This window comes from Winogradskyella sp. MIT101101, assembly GCF_047126865.1.
In the GTDB taxonomy this organism is placed as follows: domain Bacteria; phylum Bacteroidota; class Bacteroidia; order Flavobacteriales; family Flavobacteriaceae; genus Winogradskyella; species Winogradskyella ouciana.
This window is the reverse complement of the sequence record NZ_CP138982.1, coordinates 714,853-730,049: the sequence shown is the minus strand read 5'-3', so window position 1 is coordinate 730,049 and position 15,197 is coordinate 714,853. Positions and strand designations below refer to the sequence as shown.

13 protein-coding genes are annotated in these 15,197 nt (G+C 34.5%); 11 read left to right on the top strand and 2 right to left on the bottom strand.

Features of this window, described 5'->3' with window-relative positions:
* Positions 1–57: 57 nt before the first annotated feature.
* Positions 58–969 carry a bifunctional metallophosphatase/5'-nucleotidase gene (locus SIB89_RS03335; RefSeq protein WP_412561159.1) on the bottom strand — a complete coding sequence of 304 codons (912 nt, stop codon included), beginning with the start codon at positions 967–969 and terminating at the stop codon, positions 58–60.
* A gap of 2 nt (positions 970–971) precedes the next feature.
* Positions 972–1,733: a 5'-nucleotidase C-terminal domain-containing protein gene (locus SIB89_RS03330; protein ID WP_412561158.1), complete on the bottom strand. Its 762-nt coding sequence runs from the start codon at positions 1,731–1,733 to the stop codon at positions 972–974.
* 71 nt (positions 1,734–1,804) lie between these two features.
* On the opposite strand from SIB89_RS03330, the gene SIB89_RS03325 reads away from it, so the two are divergent.
* The 11 genes from SIB89_RS03325 (at position 1,805) to SIB89_RS03275 (ending at position 15,176) form a co-directional block, all read left to right on the top strand.
* A complete protein-coding gene (locus tag SIB89_RS03325; RefSeq protein WP_412561157.1) occupies positions 1,805–2,323 on the top strand; it encodes a DUF6913 domain-containing protein in 519 nt (172 codons plus the stop codon).
* Entirely contained in the window at positions 2,323–3,207 is an 885-nt protein-coding gene (gene dapA / locus SIB89_RS03320) for a 4-hydroxy-tetrahydrodipicolinate synthase (RefSeq protein ID WP_412561156.1), read from the top strand. Before SIB89_RS03325 ends, dapA begins: the two co-directional genes overlap by 1 nt.
* Before the next feature lie 108 nt (positions 3,208–3,315).
* Positions 3,316–4,116, top strand: a complete 801-nt coding sequence (locus tag SIB89_RS03315; protein ID WP_412561155.1) for an outer membrane protein assembly factor BamD — start codon at positions 3,316–3,318, stop codon at positions 4,114–4,116.
* 11 nt (positions 4,117–4,127) lie between these two features.
* The gene (locus SIB89_RS03310; protein WP_155087189.1) at positions 4,128–4,454 is read left to right on the top strand and encodes a DNA-directed RNA polymerase subunit omega; all 327 of its coding nucleotides are present in this window, start codon (positions 4,128–4,130) and stop codon (positions 4,452–4,454) included.
* A 6-nt stretch (positions 4,455–4,460) separates the two neighbouring features.
* Positions 4,461–5,672 (top strand): bifunctional phosphopantothenoylcysteine decarboxylase/phosphopantothenate--cysteine ligase CoaBC, encoded by a 1,212-nt coding sequence (gene coaBC, locus SIB89_RS03305; protein ID WP_412561154.1) that lies wholly within the window; start codon positions 4,461–4,463, stop codon positions 5,670–5,672.
* Positions 5,665–6,555: a DUF4835 family protein gene (locus tag SIB89_RS03300; protein ID WP_412561153.1), complete on the top strand. Its 891-nt coding sequence runs from the start codon at positions 5,665–5,667 to the stop codon at positions 6,553–6,555. Before coaBC ends, SIB89_RS03300 begins: the two co-directional genes overlap by 8 nt.
* Before the next feature lie 85 nt (positions 6,556–6,640).
* The gene (gene recN, locus SIB89_RS03295; protein WP_412561152.1) at positions 6,641–8,293 is read left to right on the top strand and encodes a DNA repair protein RecN; all 1,653 of its coding nucleotides are present in this window, start codon (positions 6,641–6,643) and stop codon (positions 8,291–8,293) included.
* Between the two features lie 81 nt (positions 8,294–8,374).
* Positions 8,375–9,193 carry an enoyl-ACP reductase gene (locus tag SIB89_RS03290; RefSeq protein WP_412561151.1) on the top strand — a complete coding sequence of 273 codons (819 nt, stop codon included), beginning with the start codon at positions 8,375–8,377 and terminating at the stop codon, positions 9,191–9,193.
* 201 nt (positions 9,194–9,394) lie between these two features.
* Entirely contained in the window at positions 9,395–11,581 is a 2,187-nt protein-coding gene (locus SIB89_RS03285; RefSeq protein WP_412561150.1) for a T9SS type A sorting domain-containing protein, read from the top strand.
* Between the two features lie 68 nt (positions 11,582–11,649).
* Entirely contained in the window at positions 11,650–13,356 is a 1,707-nt protein-coding gene (locus SIB89_RS03280) for an FG-GAP-like repeat-containing protein (protein ID WP_273289857.1), read from the top strand.
* Between the two features lie 86 nt (positions 13,357–13,442).
* Entirely contained in the window at positions 13,443–15,176 is a 1,734-nt protein-coding gene (locus SIB89_RS03275) for an FG-GAP-like repeat-containing protein (protein WP_273289858.1), read from the top strand.
* Positions 15,177–15,197: the final 21 nt, after the last annotated feature.

The window sequence follows — 15,197 nt, the reverse complement described above, 5'->3', positions numbered from 1 at the left end:
TTTCAATGGTTGAATTGAAATCTTAGACGATTCTATTCTTTTAACTTACAAAAGAACTTATACGATTATTGAAGCACCATCTGATTTTACAGGTTCACCTGGTTCAAAATAGAAGTCAATTTTACCAAGGTACAAACCATAAGCACCAACCTGATTTATAAGTACATTTTTACCTGCGCTATTCTTTTCTATAGTTGGTTTTGGTAAGAAGGTGTGTGTGTGACCACCTATTATAAGGTCTATATCTTTTGTAGCTCTCGCTAAGTTCAAATCACTAACCCTCTCTGGTCTATTTCTATAATGATAACCAATATGAGACAAGCAGATTACTAAATTGCATTTTTGTTCTTCCCTTAGAATACGAGACATGTCTTGGGCAACCTCAATTGGATTATGGTAAACCGTTTCCTTATACATATTTTTATCAACAAGACCTTCAAGCTGAACACCTAAACCAAACACTCCTATTTTAATACCGTCTTTTACTAAGATCTTATAGGGTTTTACATGTGTGTCCATTACTGTGTTCGAAAAATCATAATTCGCAGAGACAAATTCAAATTTAGCATGTGGTAGTTGCGCATATAATCCATCTACGCCATTATCAAAATCATGATTACCAATGGTCGCCAAATCGTAATCTAACATGCTCATTAACTTAAATTCCAGCTCACCACCATAGTAATTAAAATATGGAGTACCTTGAAAAATATCACCAGCATCAAGTAAAAGTGTATGAGGATTTTCTTTTCTAATAGATTCTACTAAAGTAGCTCGTCTTGCCACACCACCTTTATTAGCGTTACGCTCATGGTCTGGTCCAAAAGGATCTATATGGCTGTGTACGTCGTTTGTGTGAAGTATGGTAATCTTTTTGGTTTCTGGCCCAAAGGATTGCAAACCTAATCCGCCCAAACCCAGTAATGCTGTTGCTGCCGTAGATTGCTGAATAAATTGTCTTCTTTTCATGTTTAATCCTCTAATTTTATAAAGCGATTATCGCGTTTCGGGTTGATCGTATCTTTCTTTTTAAAATAGTCAATAAGTACGTTGCGTATTTTATAATCCAATACGTATAAGCTGTCGTTGGGATGAAAAAACGTCATGCGATCACCACCATTATATAAATAGTCGTTTGTCGCGACATGATATATGGCGTCTTTATCGATAGGTTTTCCATTTAAAGTAGCAGAACTAATTTCAAAATCCTTTCCAAGCACCAATTGTAGGTGATTAGAAATGGGATGAGCACGCTTGGCTTGTGCTAAATATTGCATCATATCCAAAACTTGTTCTCCTTTCATCGCTACCACTACTACAGAATTTTCAAAGGGCATAACCTCAAAAGCAGTTCTAGTTGTAACATTTCCTTTGGAAATTATAGAACGAATCCCACCATGATTTAAGAGTACTAAATCAATATTTTTTCCTGTGCGTTGCTTAAAAACAGGATTGCTTTCTTCAAAAACAGCGTCAGCCATGAGGTTACCAATAGCAGTATTTAGTTCACCGTCAGTTTTAGAATAGGTTTCTGGTGCGTAGGATATTATACTATCTAGGTTCTTATTTACGTTTTCCCTGTAGGGTTTAATAAAATTTTCAATTGCGGTATCCGAAGCGATATCGGCATTGATTTCTATACGTTTACCTTCAATTTTAGAGATGTGCGTTTCGTTATGGCACGAAAAAATGAACAGTAAAATAAACAGTTTAAAAAGATGTTTAATTATCATTGAATAACTTCTATATAGTTAACGGATATTTGCAAGTGCTTTTAGTAAATTTGCACAAAGTCTAAAGATAAATGTTTTTAAAAGCTTTTAAGGAAAAATCGAACCGAAAGTACATTAATAAATTGTTAGATATTCCAAAAGCGGCTGTAAATAACAATAAGGTTAAGAATATCGCGGTTTTGCTTAATGCTAATGAATATGATGATTTTGAGTCGTTTAGACTGTATTTTAAAGAGCTGAATTTAACATCTCCAAAGCATAAAGTTGTTGCTTTTGTTAATGATGATAAATATGAATCTAGTCAATGGGAAACGTATTTTAGTCCAAAAGACTTCGGATGGAAAGGCAAATTGAACAATATAGATTTACAGTCTTTTGTTGATGAAGATTATGATGTATTAATCAGTTTTTATAAGCAGGAAAGTTTAGAATTGAATTTAATAACAGCACTTTCAAAAGCAAATTTTAAAGTTGGATTGGCCAGAAATGATGAACGGTTGTACGATTTGATTATAGATCTTAAACCAAAAGAAATAGAAACGTTTAAAAAAGAATTTAAGAAATATCTCAACATTTTAAATAAAATATAATGACCAAATTTATAGGTACAGGAGTAGCATTAATAACACCTTTTAAAGCAGATCTTAGCATAGATTTTGATGCTCTAGAACGATTAGTAGAACATAATATTGAAAACGGTACGGAATACTTGGTAATTAGTGGTACTACAGGAGAAAGTGTTACTATTACAGCAGAGGAGAAAAAGGAATTAACAAAGTTTATCATAAAAGTTAACAATGGAAGGTTGCCGTTGGTCTTAGGCATTGGCGGTAACAATACTAAAACAGTAGTTGATGAAATTAAGACAACAGATTTATCTGGTATTGACGGTATCTTATCTGTATCACCGTATTACAGCAAACCAACCCAAGAGGGTTTGTATCAACATTTTAAGGCCATTGCTGAAGCGACTTCAAAACCAATCATTTTATATAATGTCCCAGGTAGAACGTCTAAAAACATGGAGCCAGAAACAACTTTACGTTTGGCAAAAGATTTTGACAATATCGTTGCGGTAAAGGAAGCAGGTAATAATGTACATCAGTATTTAGAATTGTTAAGAACGAAACCAGATGATTTTTTGGTAATATCTGGCGATGATGATTTAGCCCTAGGAGTAGCCTTAGCAGGTGGTTCTGGTGTTATATCGGTAATTGGGCAGGCTCTACCTAAAGGGTTTTCAGAAATGATTAGATTGGGAATCGCAGGTAAGGCAAAGGAAGCTTACAAACTTCATTTTAATTTAATGCCAATCACCGGACTTATATTTTCTGAGAACAATCCTTCAGGTGTAAAAGCTGTTTTAGAAGCCTTAGATATATCAAAACCACATGTTCGTTTACCATTAGTGGAAGCGACGGACGGACTAAAGAAAAAAATCACAGAGGCTCTTAAAGTTTTAGGCAAAAGTTAAACTTAATCTAAATTACATTTCGCAATAAAAACTAAGGTTATTTTAGCATATAATATTTGTTTTTTAAATCCGTTAAAAATGCATACTTTTGCATCCTGTTTAAAATTTATGAAAAGAGGACTTTACATACTATTCACAGCCATTATATTGGTATCTTGTAGCGACTTTCAGAAAACGTTAAGATCTGATGATGTCGCTGAAAAGTTTAAAATGGGTACTGAATTGTTTGAAGCTGGCAAGTGGAGTAAAGCCCATAGGCTATTAAATCAGATTTTACCTCAGTATAGAGGTAAGCCTCAAGCTGAAAAGTTAACCTTTATGCATGCTATGTGCTCTTACCGAATGAGAGATTATTATATAGCAAGTTATCATTTTGATAAGTTTACGGATATTTATCCGCAAAGTGAAAAAGCTGAAGAAGCTGCTTTTTTAGCTGCAAAGGGTTATTATTATAATTCGCCTGTGTATTCAAAAGAGCAGAAGGAAACAGTAGAAGCTATTGAAAAACTGCAATTGTTCGTTAATGCTTATCCAAATTCGCAGTATCTGTCAGAGGCCAATACACTTGTTAAAGAATTGGATTTTAAACTAGAGAAGAAGGCTTTTGAGATAGCAAAACAGTATGATTTAATTAGAGATTATAAAGCTTCAATTAAATCATTCAATAATTTTTTACTTGAATTCCCTGGCACTACATTGAGAAATGAGGCCATGTTTTACAGGTTTGATGCTGCTTATAATTTAGCAATATTGAGTATAGATGAACTGAAAGAAGAACGTTTAAATAACGCTTTAGGTTACTATAACGCATTAAAAAAAGCTTATCCTAATTCAGAGTTTTTAGAAGATGCTGATAGAATGAAAGAGGAATTACAACAAGAGTTAAATACATTTACTACAAAAAGTTAATCATTATAAAGATGGATTTAAAGAAGACCGATGCACCAGTTACTACAGTAACTTATAACAGAAATGAAGTTGATGCTCCAACGGATAACATCTACGAAGCTATTTCTGTAATTGCAAAGCGTGCAGAACAGATTAATACAGACATTAGACGTGAGTTGATTGACAAGCTTGAAGAGTTTGCAACTTACAACGATAGTCTTGAGGAGATTTTCGAAAACAAAGAACAGATTGAAGTATCTAAGTTTTACGAAAAACTGCCGAAACCACATGCACTTGCAGTGAAAGAGTGGTTAGATGATAAAATTTATCACAGAAATACTGAGGATACTCAGGAATAATATTTCATGTCTATTCTAAAAGACAAAAACATTTTATTGGGCATTACCGCTGGTATTGCCGCTTATAAATCTGCTAACTTAGTAAGATTATTTATAAAAGCAGGCGCTAACGTTAAAGTAGTTATGACGCCTGCTTCTAAAGATTTTATAACTCCACTTACATTATCCACCTTATCCAAAAATCCAGTCTATTCGTCTTTTGTAGATGAAGAAGATGAGGGACAAGTTTGGAATAACCATGTCGATTTAGGTCTTTGGGCAGATTACTTTGTAATCGCTCCAGCTACGGCCAACACCATGGCCAAAATGGCAAATGGTGTTTGTGATAACATGTTGTTGGCTACATATCTTTCGGCTAAATGCCCTGTTTATTTTGCTCCAGCTATGGATTTGGATATGTATAAACACGAATCCACTAAAACTTCATTTGAAAAGTTAACCTCTTACGGAAATAAGATGATTCCTGCTGGTACTGGCGAATTGGCTAGTGGTTTAGTTGGAGAAGGCCGAATGGCAGAGCCAGAAGATATTATTGACTTTATTGAAAAAGATATTCTGAATCAATTGCCTCTTAGAGGAAAAAAAGTTCTTATTACTGCTGGCCCAACTTACGAAGCTTTGGACCCTGTACGCTTTATAGGAAACCATTCTAGCGGTAAAATGGGATTTGAAATTGCAAATGCAGCTGCTAATCTTGGCGCTGAGGTAATTCTGGTCACAGGACCCACACATCAAAAAAACGCACATAGTTTAGTAAAGGTTGTGCCTGTGGTTAGTGCAGAAGAAATGTACAATGAAGTACATAAACATTTCAAGAATTCAGATATAGCGATACTTTCAGCAGCTGTTGCAGACTACAGACCAAAATCTGTAGCAGATAAGAAAATAAAAAAGAAAGATTCAACGTTTAGTGTTGAGTTAGAGAAGACGAAAGATATTCTAAAATCCTTAGGAGAAACTAAGGAAGATCAATTTTTGGTTGGCTTTGCACTAGAGACTAATAATGAACTAGAGCACGCAAAAGGAAAATTAAAATCTAAGAATTTAGACCTAATTGTACTTAATTCTTTACAGGATAAAGGTGCGGGTTTTGGAGTATCGACAAATAAAGTTACATTTATAACATCGTCTAACGATATTATTGAACATCCGCTTAAGTCAAAGGCAGAAGTTGCTAACGATTTAATGAATCAGATTTTAAAACAATTACATGCGTAAGATATTAGTTTTATTGGCCTTTTTACTATCATCAACAGTTGTGCTTGCCCAAGAATTAAACTGCACGGTTAATGTTATAGCTCAGCAAACAGGTAACGACAATAATGTGGTTTTTAAGACTTTAGAAAAACAACTTAGTGAGTTTATAAATAATACACAATGGACGGAAAAATCGTTCAGCGCAGAAGAGCGCATTAATTGTAGTATGGTTATAAATGTAAATAATTACGAAAATGATAGATTTAGTGCAACGCTTCAAGTATCATCTTCTCGACCAGTATTTAATTCAACATACAGCTCGCCAATATATAACTACAATGACAGGGATTTTAACTTTCAATATTTAGAATTTCAGAATTTGGTATATAACCCACGTCAATTTGAGTCTAACCTTGTTTCGGTATTGTCATTTCATGTATTTATGATTTTAGGTATGGATGCAGATTCTTTTGCACTCAACGGAGGTGACGAATATTTTGCCCAAGCACAAACTATTGCTAATTATTCACAGCAATTAAATGGGCAAGGGTGGAAGTTAGAAGATGGCTTACAATCGCGTTTCGCCCTTATAGATAATTTATTGTCACCAACGTTTAAGGAAATTAGATCAACCATGTATAACTATCATATAGATGGTTTGGATATTATGGCAGATGATGCCAAGAAAGGAAAATCCCAAGTTGTTTCAACACTATCAGAACTACAAAAGATTCACAGAAGACGACCAAATTCCTATTTAATGCGTGTGTTTTTCGATGCGAAATCAGATGAATTAATGGATATACTTTCCGGTGGCCCAAGTGTCAATATTACCGAAGCGGTAGATATTTTAAACAAAATTGCACCGATGCACTCCCAAAAGTGGAGAAACATTAAGTTTTAATTTTTACATCATTACGAACTTGCTTTTACTGAACTTGTTTCAGTAACTCAGAATCGATACTTTTGTAATAACTAATTACAAATTATTGCTCACCTCACTTTACATAAAAAACTATGCGCTTATAGACGAACTCAATGTTCAGTTTAATAATGGGTTGACCATAATTACTGGTGAAACTGGTGCAGGTAAATCCATTCTTTTAGGTGGCTTGTCATTGGTTTTGGGAAAACGCGCAGATCTTAGTCAGGTAAAGAATACGGATGAAAAATGCATAATCGAAGCAACCTTCGATGTTGCCAATTACAATCTAAAAGCACTTTTTGCATCTTTAGACTTAGACTACGATGTGCAGACCATTATAAGGCGTGAGATTTTACCATCAGGAAAGTCGCGAGCCTTTATTAATGATACACCTGCGACCCTAGACAGTTTGGTTGCTCTAAGCTCATATCTTATCGACATTCATTCACAGCACCAAACACAGCAATTGATGCAAGACGACTATCAATTTAAGGTCATTGATGCATTGGCAGATAATGGTGCAAACTTAGAATTGTTTACTAAACAATTAAAGGCGTTCAGATCATTACAAAAATCTTTGGAAGATCTACAAACTTCTAAAGCAGAAATGCTCAAGGAGTACGATTATAACTTGTTTCTGACTAAAGAACTGAATGAGATTGATCTAGAATCAGTAAACCTTGAAGATTTAGAGTCGCAATATGAGCAGCTTAACAATGTTGAAACTATTGGAGAAAGGCTAGGTAATACCAGAGCTATTTTAAATACCGAAAATCAAGGTGTTATCGACCAATTAAATACTGCAAAACAAGAGCTGAATAAAATATCTACATTCGGAAAGGCCTACGATTCGTTATTAGAAAGGGTTTCGAGTGTAACTATTGAATTAGACGATATTTTAACAGAACTAGACAATCTTGAAGAACAATTATCCTCATATCCTCAAGAGCTAGAACGTATTAGCGCACAACTTCAAATCATTAACAATTTACTTCAAAAACATGCTTCTAGCACTATTGAAGAATTAATAGAAATAAGAAAAGAGTTAGAATCCAAAATTTCGAATACAGAAAATCTCGATGATGAAATTGCTGAAAAAGAGCAAGAAATTAAAAATCTTAATAAAGAATTGAATCAAGTAGCAGCAAAGATTCATAATAATAGAGAAGAAGTTATCCCTCTATTAGTACAAAAGTTGGAGGTTATTTTATCCGATTTGGGTATGCCAAATGCCAAGTTCAAAATAAACCTTGATGATTTGGGACATTTTACATCAAACGGAAAAGATAGCCTAGAGTTTTTATTTACAGCAAACAAAGGTTCAAACTTTAATGAATTGAAGAAGTCTGCTTCAGGTGGAGAATTATCTCGGATTATGTTGGCGATAAAGTCCATTCTATCTGAATATATGCAGTTACCGTCCATAATGTTTGATGAAATAGATACAGGAGTTTCTGGCGAAATTTCAAACAAGATGGGTGACATAATGAAGCAGATGAGTGGCAAGATGCAAGTCTTTACCATTACGCATCTGCCTCAGATTGCTGCAAAAGGAAATACACATTTTAAGGTGTTTAAAACAGATATGGATAATACAACGCATACACAATTAAAGCGATTGGATGAAGACGAGCGCATTGTGGAAATTGCTCAAATGCTAGGTGGTGTAAACATTACCGAATCTGCTATGGCACACGCCAAGCAATTGCTCAATTAAATATTTAGAATTCAAAGTTTAAAATTCAAAGTTTTGTTAACTTTGACTATATTTCAAATAACTGACAAACAACTAACAATTATGGCATATAACTTACTAAAAGGAAAAAAAGGAATCATTTTTGGAGCATTAGACGAAAACTCAATTGCATGGAAAACTGCAGAACGCGTCCATGAAGAAGGTGGCGAATTTGTACTGACCAATGCACCTGTTGCTATGAGAATGGGACAGATAAATGCCTTGGCCGAAAAAACAGGCTCTCAAATCATTCCCGCAGATGCAACATCTGAAGAAGATTTACAAAAACTTGTAGAGCAATCTATGGAAATTTTAGGTGGTAAATTGGATTTTGTATTGCATTCCATTGGTATGTCTATTAATGTGAGAAAAGGAAAGCACTATACAGATCAAAATTACGCTTGGACACAAAAAGGAACAGATGTCTCTGCAATGTCCTTTCATAAGGTAATGCAAACTCTTTACAAGGCGGATGCCATGAATGAATGGGGAAGCATTGTAGCCTTAACTTATATGGCTGCCCAACGCGTTTTTCCAGATTATAATGACATGGCAGATAACAAAGCGTATTTAGAAAGTATTGCACGTAGTTTTGGGTATTTCTTCGGAAGAGATAAAAAAGTACGTGTTAACACCATTTCTCAATCACCAACTCCAACAACGGCTGGTAGTGGAGTAAAAGGCTTTGATGGCTTCTTAGCTTACGCAGATAAAATGTCTCCATTAGGTAATGCAACAGCTATGGATTGTGCCAATTATACCGTTACCTTATTCAGTGACCTTACAAAACGAGTAACCCTACAGAACCTTTATAACGATGGTGGTTTTAGCAATATGGGAGTGAGTGATGCTGTTATGGATGCTTTTGTAGATAGTCAGTAATGAGAATAGAATTATAAATTTATCCAAAAGCTGTGTTGCAATTTGCATCACAGTTTTTTTTGTTTATAACATGTTAACAGTGATATATTTAACAGTATTTTAACGTTGTTATTTACATTTCATCGATTTGTGGTTAAGGCATAATAATCTTCTAGATAATTAACATATTTTTAATGAATTACTAACTTAAAATATGTTTTTATGAAGAAAATTACTTTACTCGCAAGCTTATTATTTGTATTTGCGATGGGTTATGGACAAACCTTTCCCGGAACTGGTACACCAACCGATACTCAAGGACCTGGAGGTGGTACAGCTGCGACTTGTGGTACCGCTAATGAGTTAAATCTTACTGTTGCAGTTACAGGAGTAGGTGTTTTAGGCGTAACCAATTTATTAGATCAAGTAGATATTGATATTACCCACACATGGGATGCTGATATAGATATCTTTTTAATTGCACCAGATGGTACTACTATTGTAGAATTGACGACTGATAATGGTGGGTCTGGAGACGATTATGCGGGTACTCAATTTAGAGATAATGCAGCTACTTCAATTACAGCTGGCTCTGCGCCATTTACAGGTCCGCACATGCCAGAACAGCCGCTATCAACATTTAATGGTGTAGATGCAGACGGTACGTGGACTTTAAATTTCTGTGATGATGCAGGCGGTGACACAGGGACTTTTAACAGTTGGTCATTAACTTTTGCTCCTGTACCAACTTGTACTCCTCCGGCAGGTTCAGCTACATTAGGTACTGTTGATTGTGGTGCTGGTACTTTTGCAGTGGATTTTGACGTTACGGATCTAGGAGACGGTAGTCCAGCAATTTTTGACGGTACAAATACTTTTCCTGTTACTGGTACAGGTCCTTTCACTCTAGGAGGATATACAACAGGAACACCTGTGACATTTACTTTGCAACATGGTTCTGATCCAGTGTGTGATGTTAATTTAGGTACTTTTCAAGACACATGTCCTCCTGTAGAGGATGTTTGTATGGGTGCTATAAATATCCCTGTAACAACGGATATGTGTACTGGTATTACTACAGGAAACAATACTAACGCTACAGATTCAGACTTAGATACACCTGCACCACCTGCTGCAACATGTACATCGTACGGTGGTGGAGATATATGGTTTAGTGTAACCGTACCTGCTAGTGGTAATGTTACTATATCTGGTGATACTTCTAATTGTTGTTCTTTTTTATGGTATGAAGTGTATGAAGGGGCTGATTGCTCTGGTTTAACGTCGATTGCTTGTTCCGCTACTTCTGGAAATGACCCTTCTGCGTATGAAATGGCGCTCTCAGGTAGAACTCCTGGTGAAACGCTTTGGATTAGAGCATGGGACTCTCTTAATGATGATGGGCCAGGCGATTTTAATTTCTGTGCTTATGAACCAAGTTGTGCTGCACCTACGGTAACTATACCAACTGACCCAATTGATTTTACTAATTGCCCTGCTACAGTGGATGTAACGATTTCTATTGATGATTTGGGAGATTCTAGTACTTTAACTATTTCTGGTGAGGATGATATGGGTAATCCAATTGGTACTGGTGGTACTGCAACTGCTACAGGATTATTCACAATTACAGGCGTACCTGTACCACAAACAGGGTTTTCTATTAATATTGAACACGAGTCAAATGCGACATGTGATGTTGTTCTTGGACCTTTTGTGTTAGATTGCCCTCCACCTAACGATTTATTTGCTGATGCTATTGCGATATCATGCGGATCATCAACTTTGGGCACTACTTTCTATGCAACACAAGATGAGGCTGGTGCATCAGATGTAGCTACTGTTGAAGCAGACACTCCAGCTGATAATGACTCTCCGTGGGTTTGGTATTCTTTTACAGGTAGCGGTGTAGCAGAGCGTATCACTTTATCAACTTGTAATCCAGGCTCAAGTTTTGATACTGAGATTTTTGTTTATACAGGAACTTCAGGGGCGTTGACTTGTATTGATGATGGCTACGATGAGTGTGGCTCACCAGACTTCTTTGCAGAAACTTCTTTCGATTCTGATGGTACAACTACGTATTATATTGCCATTGGTGGTTGGAATGTAGGTAATGAGGGTGATTTTGAGTTATCTGTGAGTTGTGCTACTTTGGGTGTTGATGATGTAGAAAATGAAGCAGCATTTACTTATTATCCTAACCCAGTAAAAAATACATTGACATTAAATGCTCAAAATAATATTGAGAATGTGACGATGTATAATATGTTAGGTCAAGAGGTATTAAGAGCTATGCCTAATGCTCTTGATAGTGATTTAGATATGTCTTACCTGCAGTCAGGAACTTATTTTGTTCGTGTTACTATTGGTGAAACGAGTAAAACAGTTAGAGTAATTAAACATTAATTTGATACATATTTATGAAAAAAGCTGCTTTTAAAAGCAGCTTTTTTCATTTACGTAAATTTAAGCTAATGAAATCATTATTACCTTACGTTTGGATATTAGTATCTTCGGTTTGTCTAAATGCACAAATTTCATTTGCAAACTTGGCAGAGAACTATGGTGTTGTTGTTAACTGTGGCAATTCTAATTTTGGTAGTGGTGTAAGTTTTTATGATTATAATAACGATGGTTTTGACGATTTAACATTAGCATCGGCAAATAATTATCCGATTCGATTCTTTTTAAACATTGGTGGATTTTTTGTAGAAGAGCAATTTAATTTTGATCATATAGGGACTAGCAAACAAGTTAATTGGGTTGATATAGATAATGATGGTGACGAAGATTTGTTTATCACGAGTAACACAAGTTCCAATAAATTATATCTCAATGATTCAAATTTTAACTTTGTTGATATTTCTGAGAATGCAGGAATACTTCAAGAGATAATGTTTACTTATGGATCTTCTTGGGGAGATTATAATAATGACGGTTATTTAGATTTATTTTTAAGTAATAGAAGTGAGTCAATACCTAACGTGTTGTATAAAAATAATGGAGATAATACATTTACAATTGTGAACTCAGAAGTAGGAATTATAAATTTTGGCAAACTTTCATTCTGTGCGGCATTTTTTGATTTTAATAATGATGGTTTTCAAGATTTGTATGTTGCCAATGATAAATCTATTTATAGTAATGATTTGTATAAAAATAATGGGGACGGAACTTTTACTGAAGTAGGGTTAATCACTGGTGCTGATGTTAGCATAGATGCCATGTCATTAACAATTGATGATTATAACAATGATGGTTGGTTAGATATATATATTACAAATGAAGCAGAAGGCAATGTGTTTCTTAAAAATAATGGAGACGAAACCTTTACTGATATAGCCCCATCGTCTCAAACATCAGTTTTTAGCGAATGTTGGGGTGCCGTTTTTTTAGATGCTGACAATGATAAGGATTTAGACTTATATGTCAGTAGTGATCATGATGGTACAAACCCAAATTTTTTGTCATCAGCTTTTTTTCAAAATAATGCCGATAGTACTTTTTCTTTGTTAAATAACGCAGTGCCCAATGATTTTGCTAAAAGTTATTCTAATGCCATAGGTGATATAGATAACGACGGGTTTCCTGAAATAGTTGTAAATAACGATAGTCATAGCAATATATTTCTGTGGAAAAATCAGACAGAAAATTCAAATAACTGGTTAAAGGTAAAATTAGAAGGGACTTTGAGCAACCGTAATGGAATAGGATCTTTTATTGAAATTTCTTTAAATGGAGAAAAACAATACAGATATACGTTATGTGGGGAAGGTTATTTATCACAAAATTCCGCTACTGAAATTTTCGGATTGGGTACAGCTGAAAACATAGATTACGTAAAAGTAAAATGGTTAAGCGGAATAGAAGATGTCATATATAATGTTTCTTCAAATCAATTATTAAACATCACTGAAGGTTCAACTTTATCATTGGATGAAGTAGAAAATGAAGCAGCATTCACTTATTACCCTAACCCAGTAAAAAATACATTAACATTAAATGCTCAAAATAATATTGAGAATGTGACGATGTATAACATGCTAGGTCAAGAGGTGTTAAGAGCTATGCCTGATGCCCTTAATAGTGATTTAGATATGTCAGAATTAGCAAACGGTGCTTACTTTGTTAAGGTAACTATTGCTAACACTACAGAAACGATTAGAGTAATTAAACAATAAGTTTCTAAAGAATAATAGACATTTAAAAAGCCGCTATCGATTAGCGGCTTTTTTTATTATCTTTAAAGATATATTATATACCTGTTATGATAGGGAAGAATGTTAATAACCATTTAATTAGTTTAATTATAGTGCTTGCAGCTTCGCCCTATAATCTATTCGCCCAAATTTCTTTTAATAATTTTTCTACCGAAGCTGGTGTTAATGTTGTATGTGGTAATACATATTTAGGCAATGGAATTAGTTTTTATGATTATGATAATGATGGGTGGGATGATATAACTATAGCATCTGCAGATGGTGACCCAATACGCTTTCTAAAAAACATTAATGGTAGTTTTGTAGAGCAAACCTTAAACATAGATCAAAATAATTGGCAAAACAGACAAGTTAACTGGGTTGATATAGATAATGATGGTGATAATGATTTATTTGTAACAAGCGATGACACTCATGTTAGGCTCTATGAAAATTTGGGTAATATGATTATGAATGATATTACTAACACAAGTGGAATGTTAATGGAAACATTTTATGTTTATGGTGCATCTTGGGGAGATTACAATAATGATGGGTTTTTAGATGCTTTTTTAAGTATTAGAGACTACGACACCCCCAATATTCTGTACAAAAACAATGGAGATAATACATTTACACTGGCAAATGCCGAAGCTGGCCTTCTAAGTGAAGGTATGTTGTCTTTTTGTTCAGCTTTTTTAGACTATAATAATGATGGTTATCAAGATATATATGTTTCAAACGACAAACCAAATACTCATAATCTATTGTATAAAAATAATGGTGACGGTACTTTTACGGAAGTAAGTCAAATTTCTGGATCTGATGTTTACATAGATGCAATGAGTGTAACCGTAGATGATATTAATTCAGATGGGTGGTTAGATATTTATATTACAAACGATGATTCCGACAGTGTTCTGTTATTAAATAATGGTGATGAAACCTTTACTGATATAGCAGTTTCTGCACAAGTTACATTTAATAGCTTAGGTTGGGGAGCTGTTTTTATAGATGCTGACAATGATAAGGATTTAGATTTATACGTTAGCGGAGAAACTAACGGTACTGTGCCTGGTTATTTATCTTCGGCTTTTTATATAAATAATAATGATGGCACTTATAGTATTAGTAACTCATCGGTTCCAAATGATTATGCCAGCAGCTTTTCAAATGCCATTGGTGATACTGACAACGATGGTTATCCAGAAATAGTTGTTAATAATATCAACCACGATAATATTTTTCTTTGGAAAAATAATACAGAACCTAATAACAATTGGCTCAAGGTAAAATTAGAAGGAACTCAAAGCAATAGAAATGGAATAGGATCTTTTATTGAAATTTCTATTAATGGCGAAAAACAATACCGCTATACGCTTTGCGGAGAAGGTTATTTATCACAAAATTCTGCTACTGAAAGTTTTGGTCTAGGTACTGCAGAAGTCGTAGATTACGTAAAGGTAAAATGGCTAAGCGGAATAGAAGACGTCATATATAATGTTTCTTCAAATCAATTATTAAACATTACCGAAGGCTCAAACACCTTGTCAATGGGAGAATTTGAAACTCAGAACTCTCTATTGTACTATCCTAACCCAGTAGAGAATACATTGACATTAACCGCTCAAAACGCTATTGAAAATATCGTTCTATATAATATGCTAGGCCAAGAAGTACATAGAACGACACCGAACAATGTTGAAAGTATATTAGACATGTCTACTTTACAAGAAGGAACTTACTATATTAGGGTAATTATCGCAGATATTACTGAAACGGTTAGAGTAATTAAACAATAGATATCAAAATTTAAATAATGA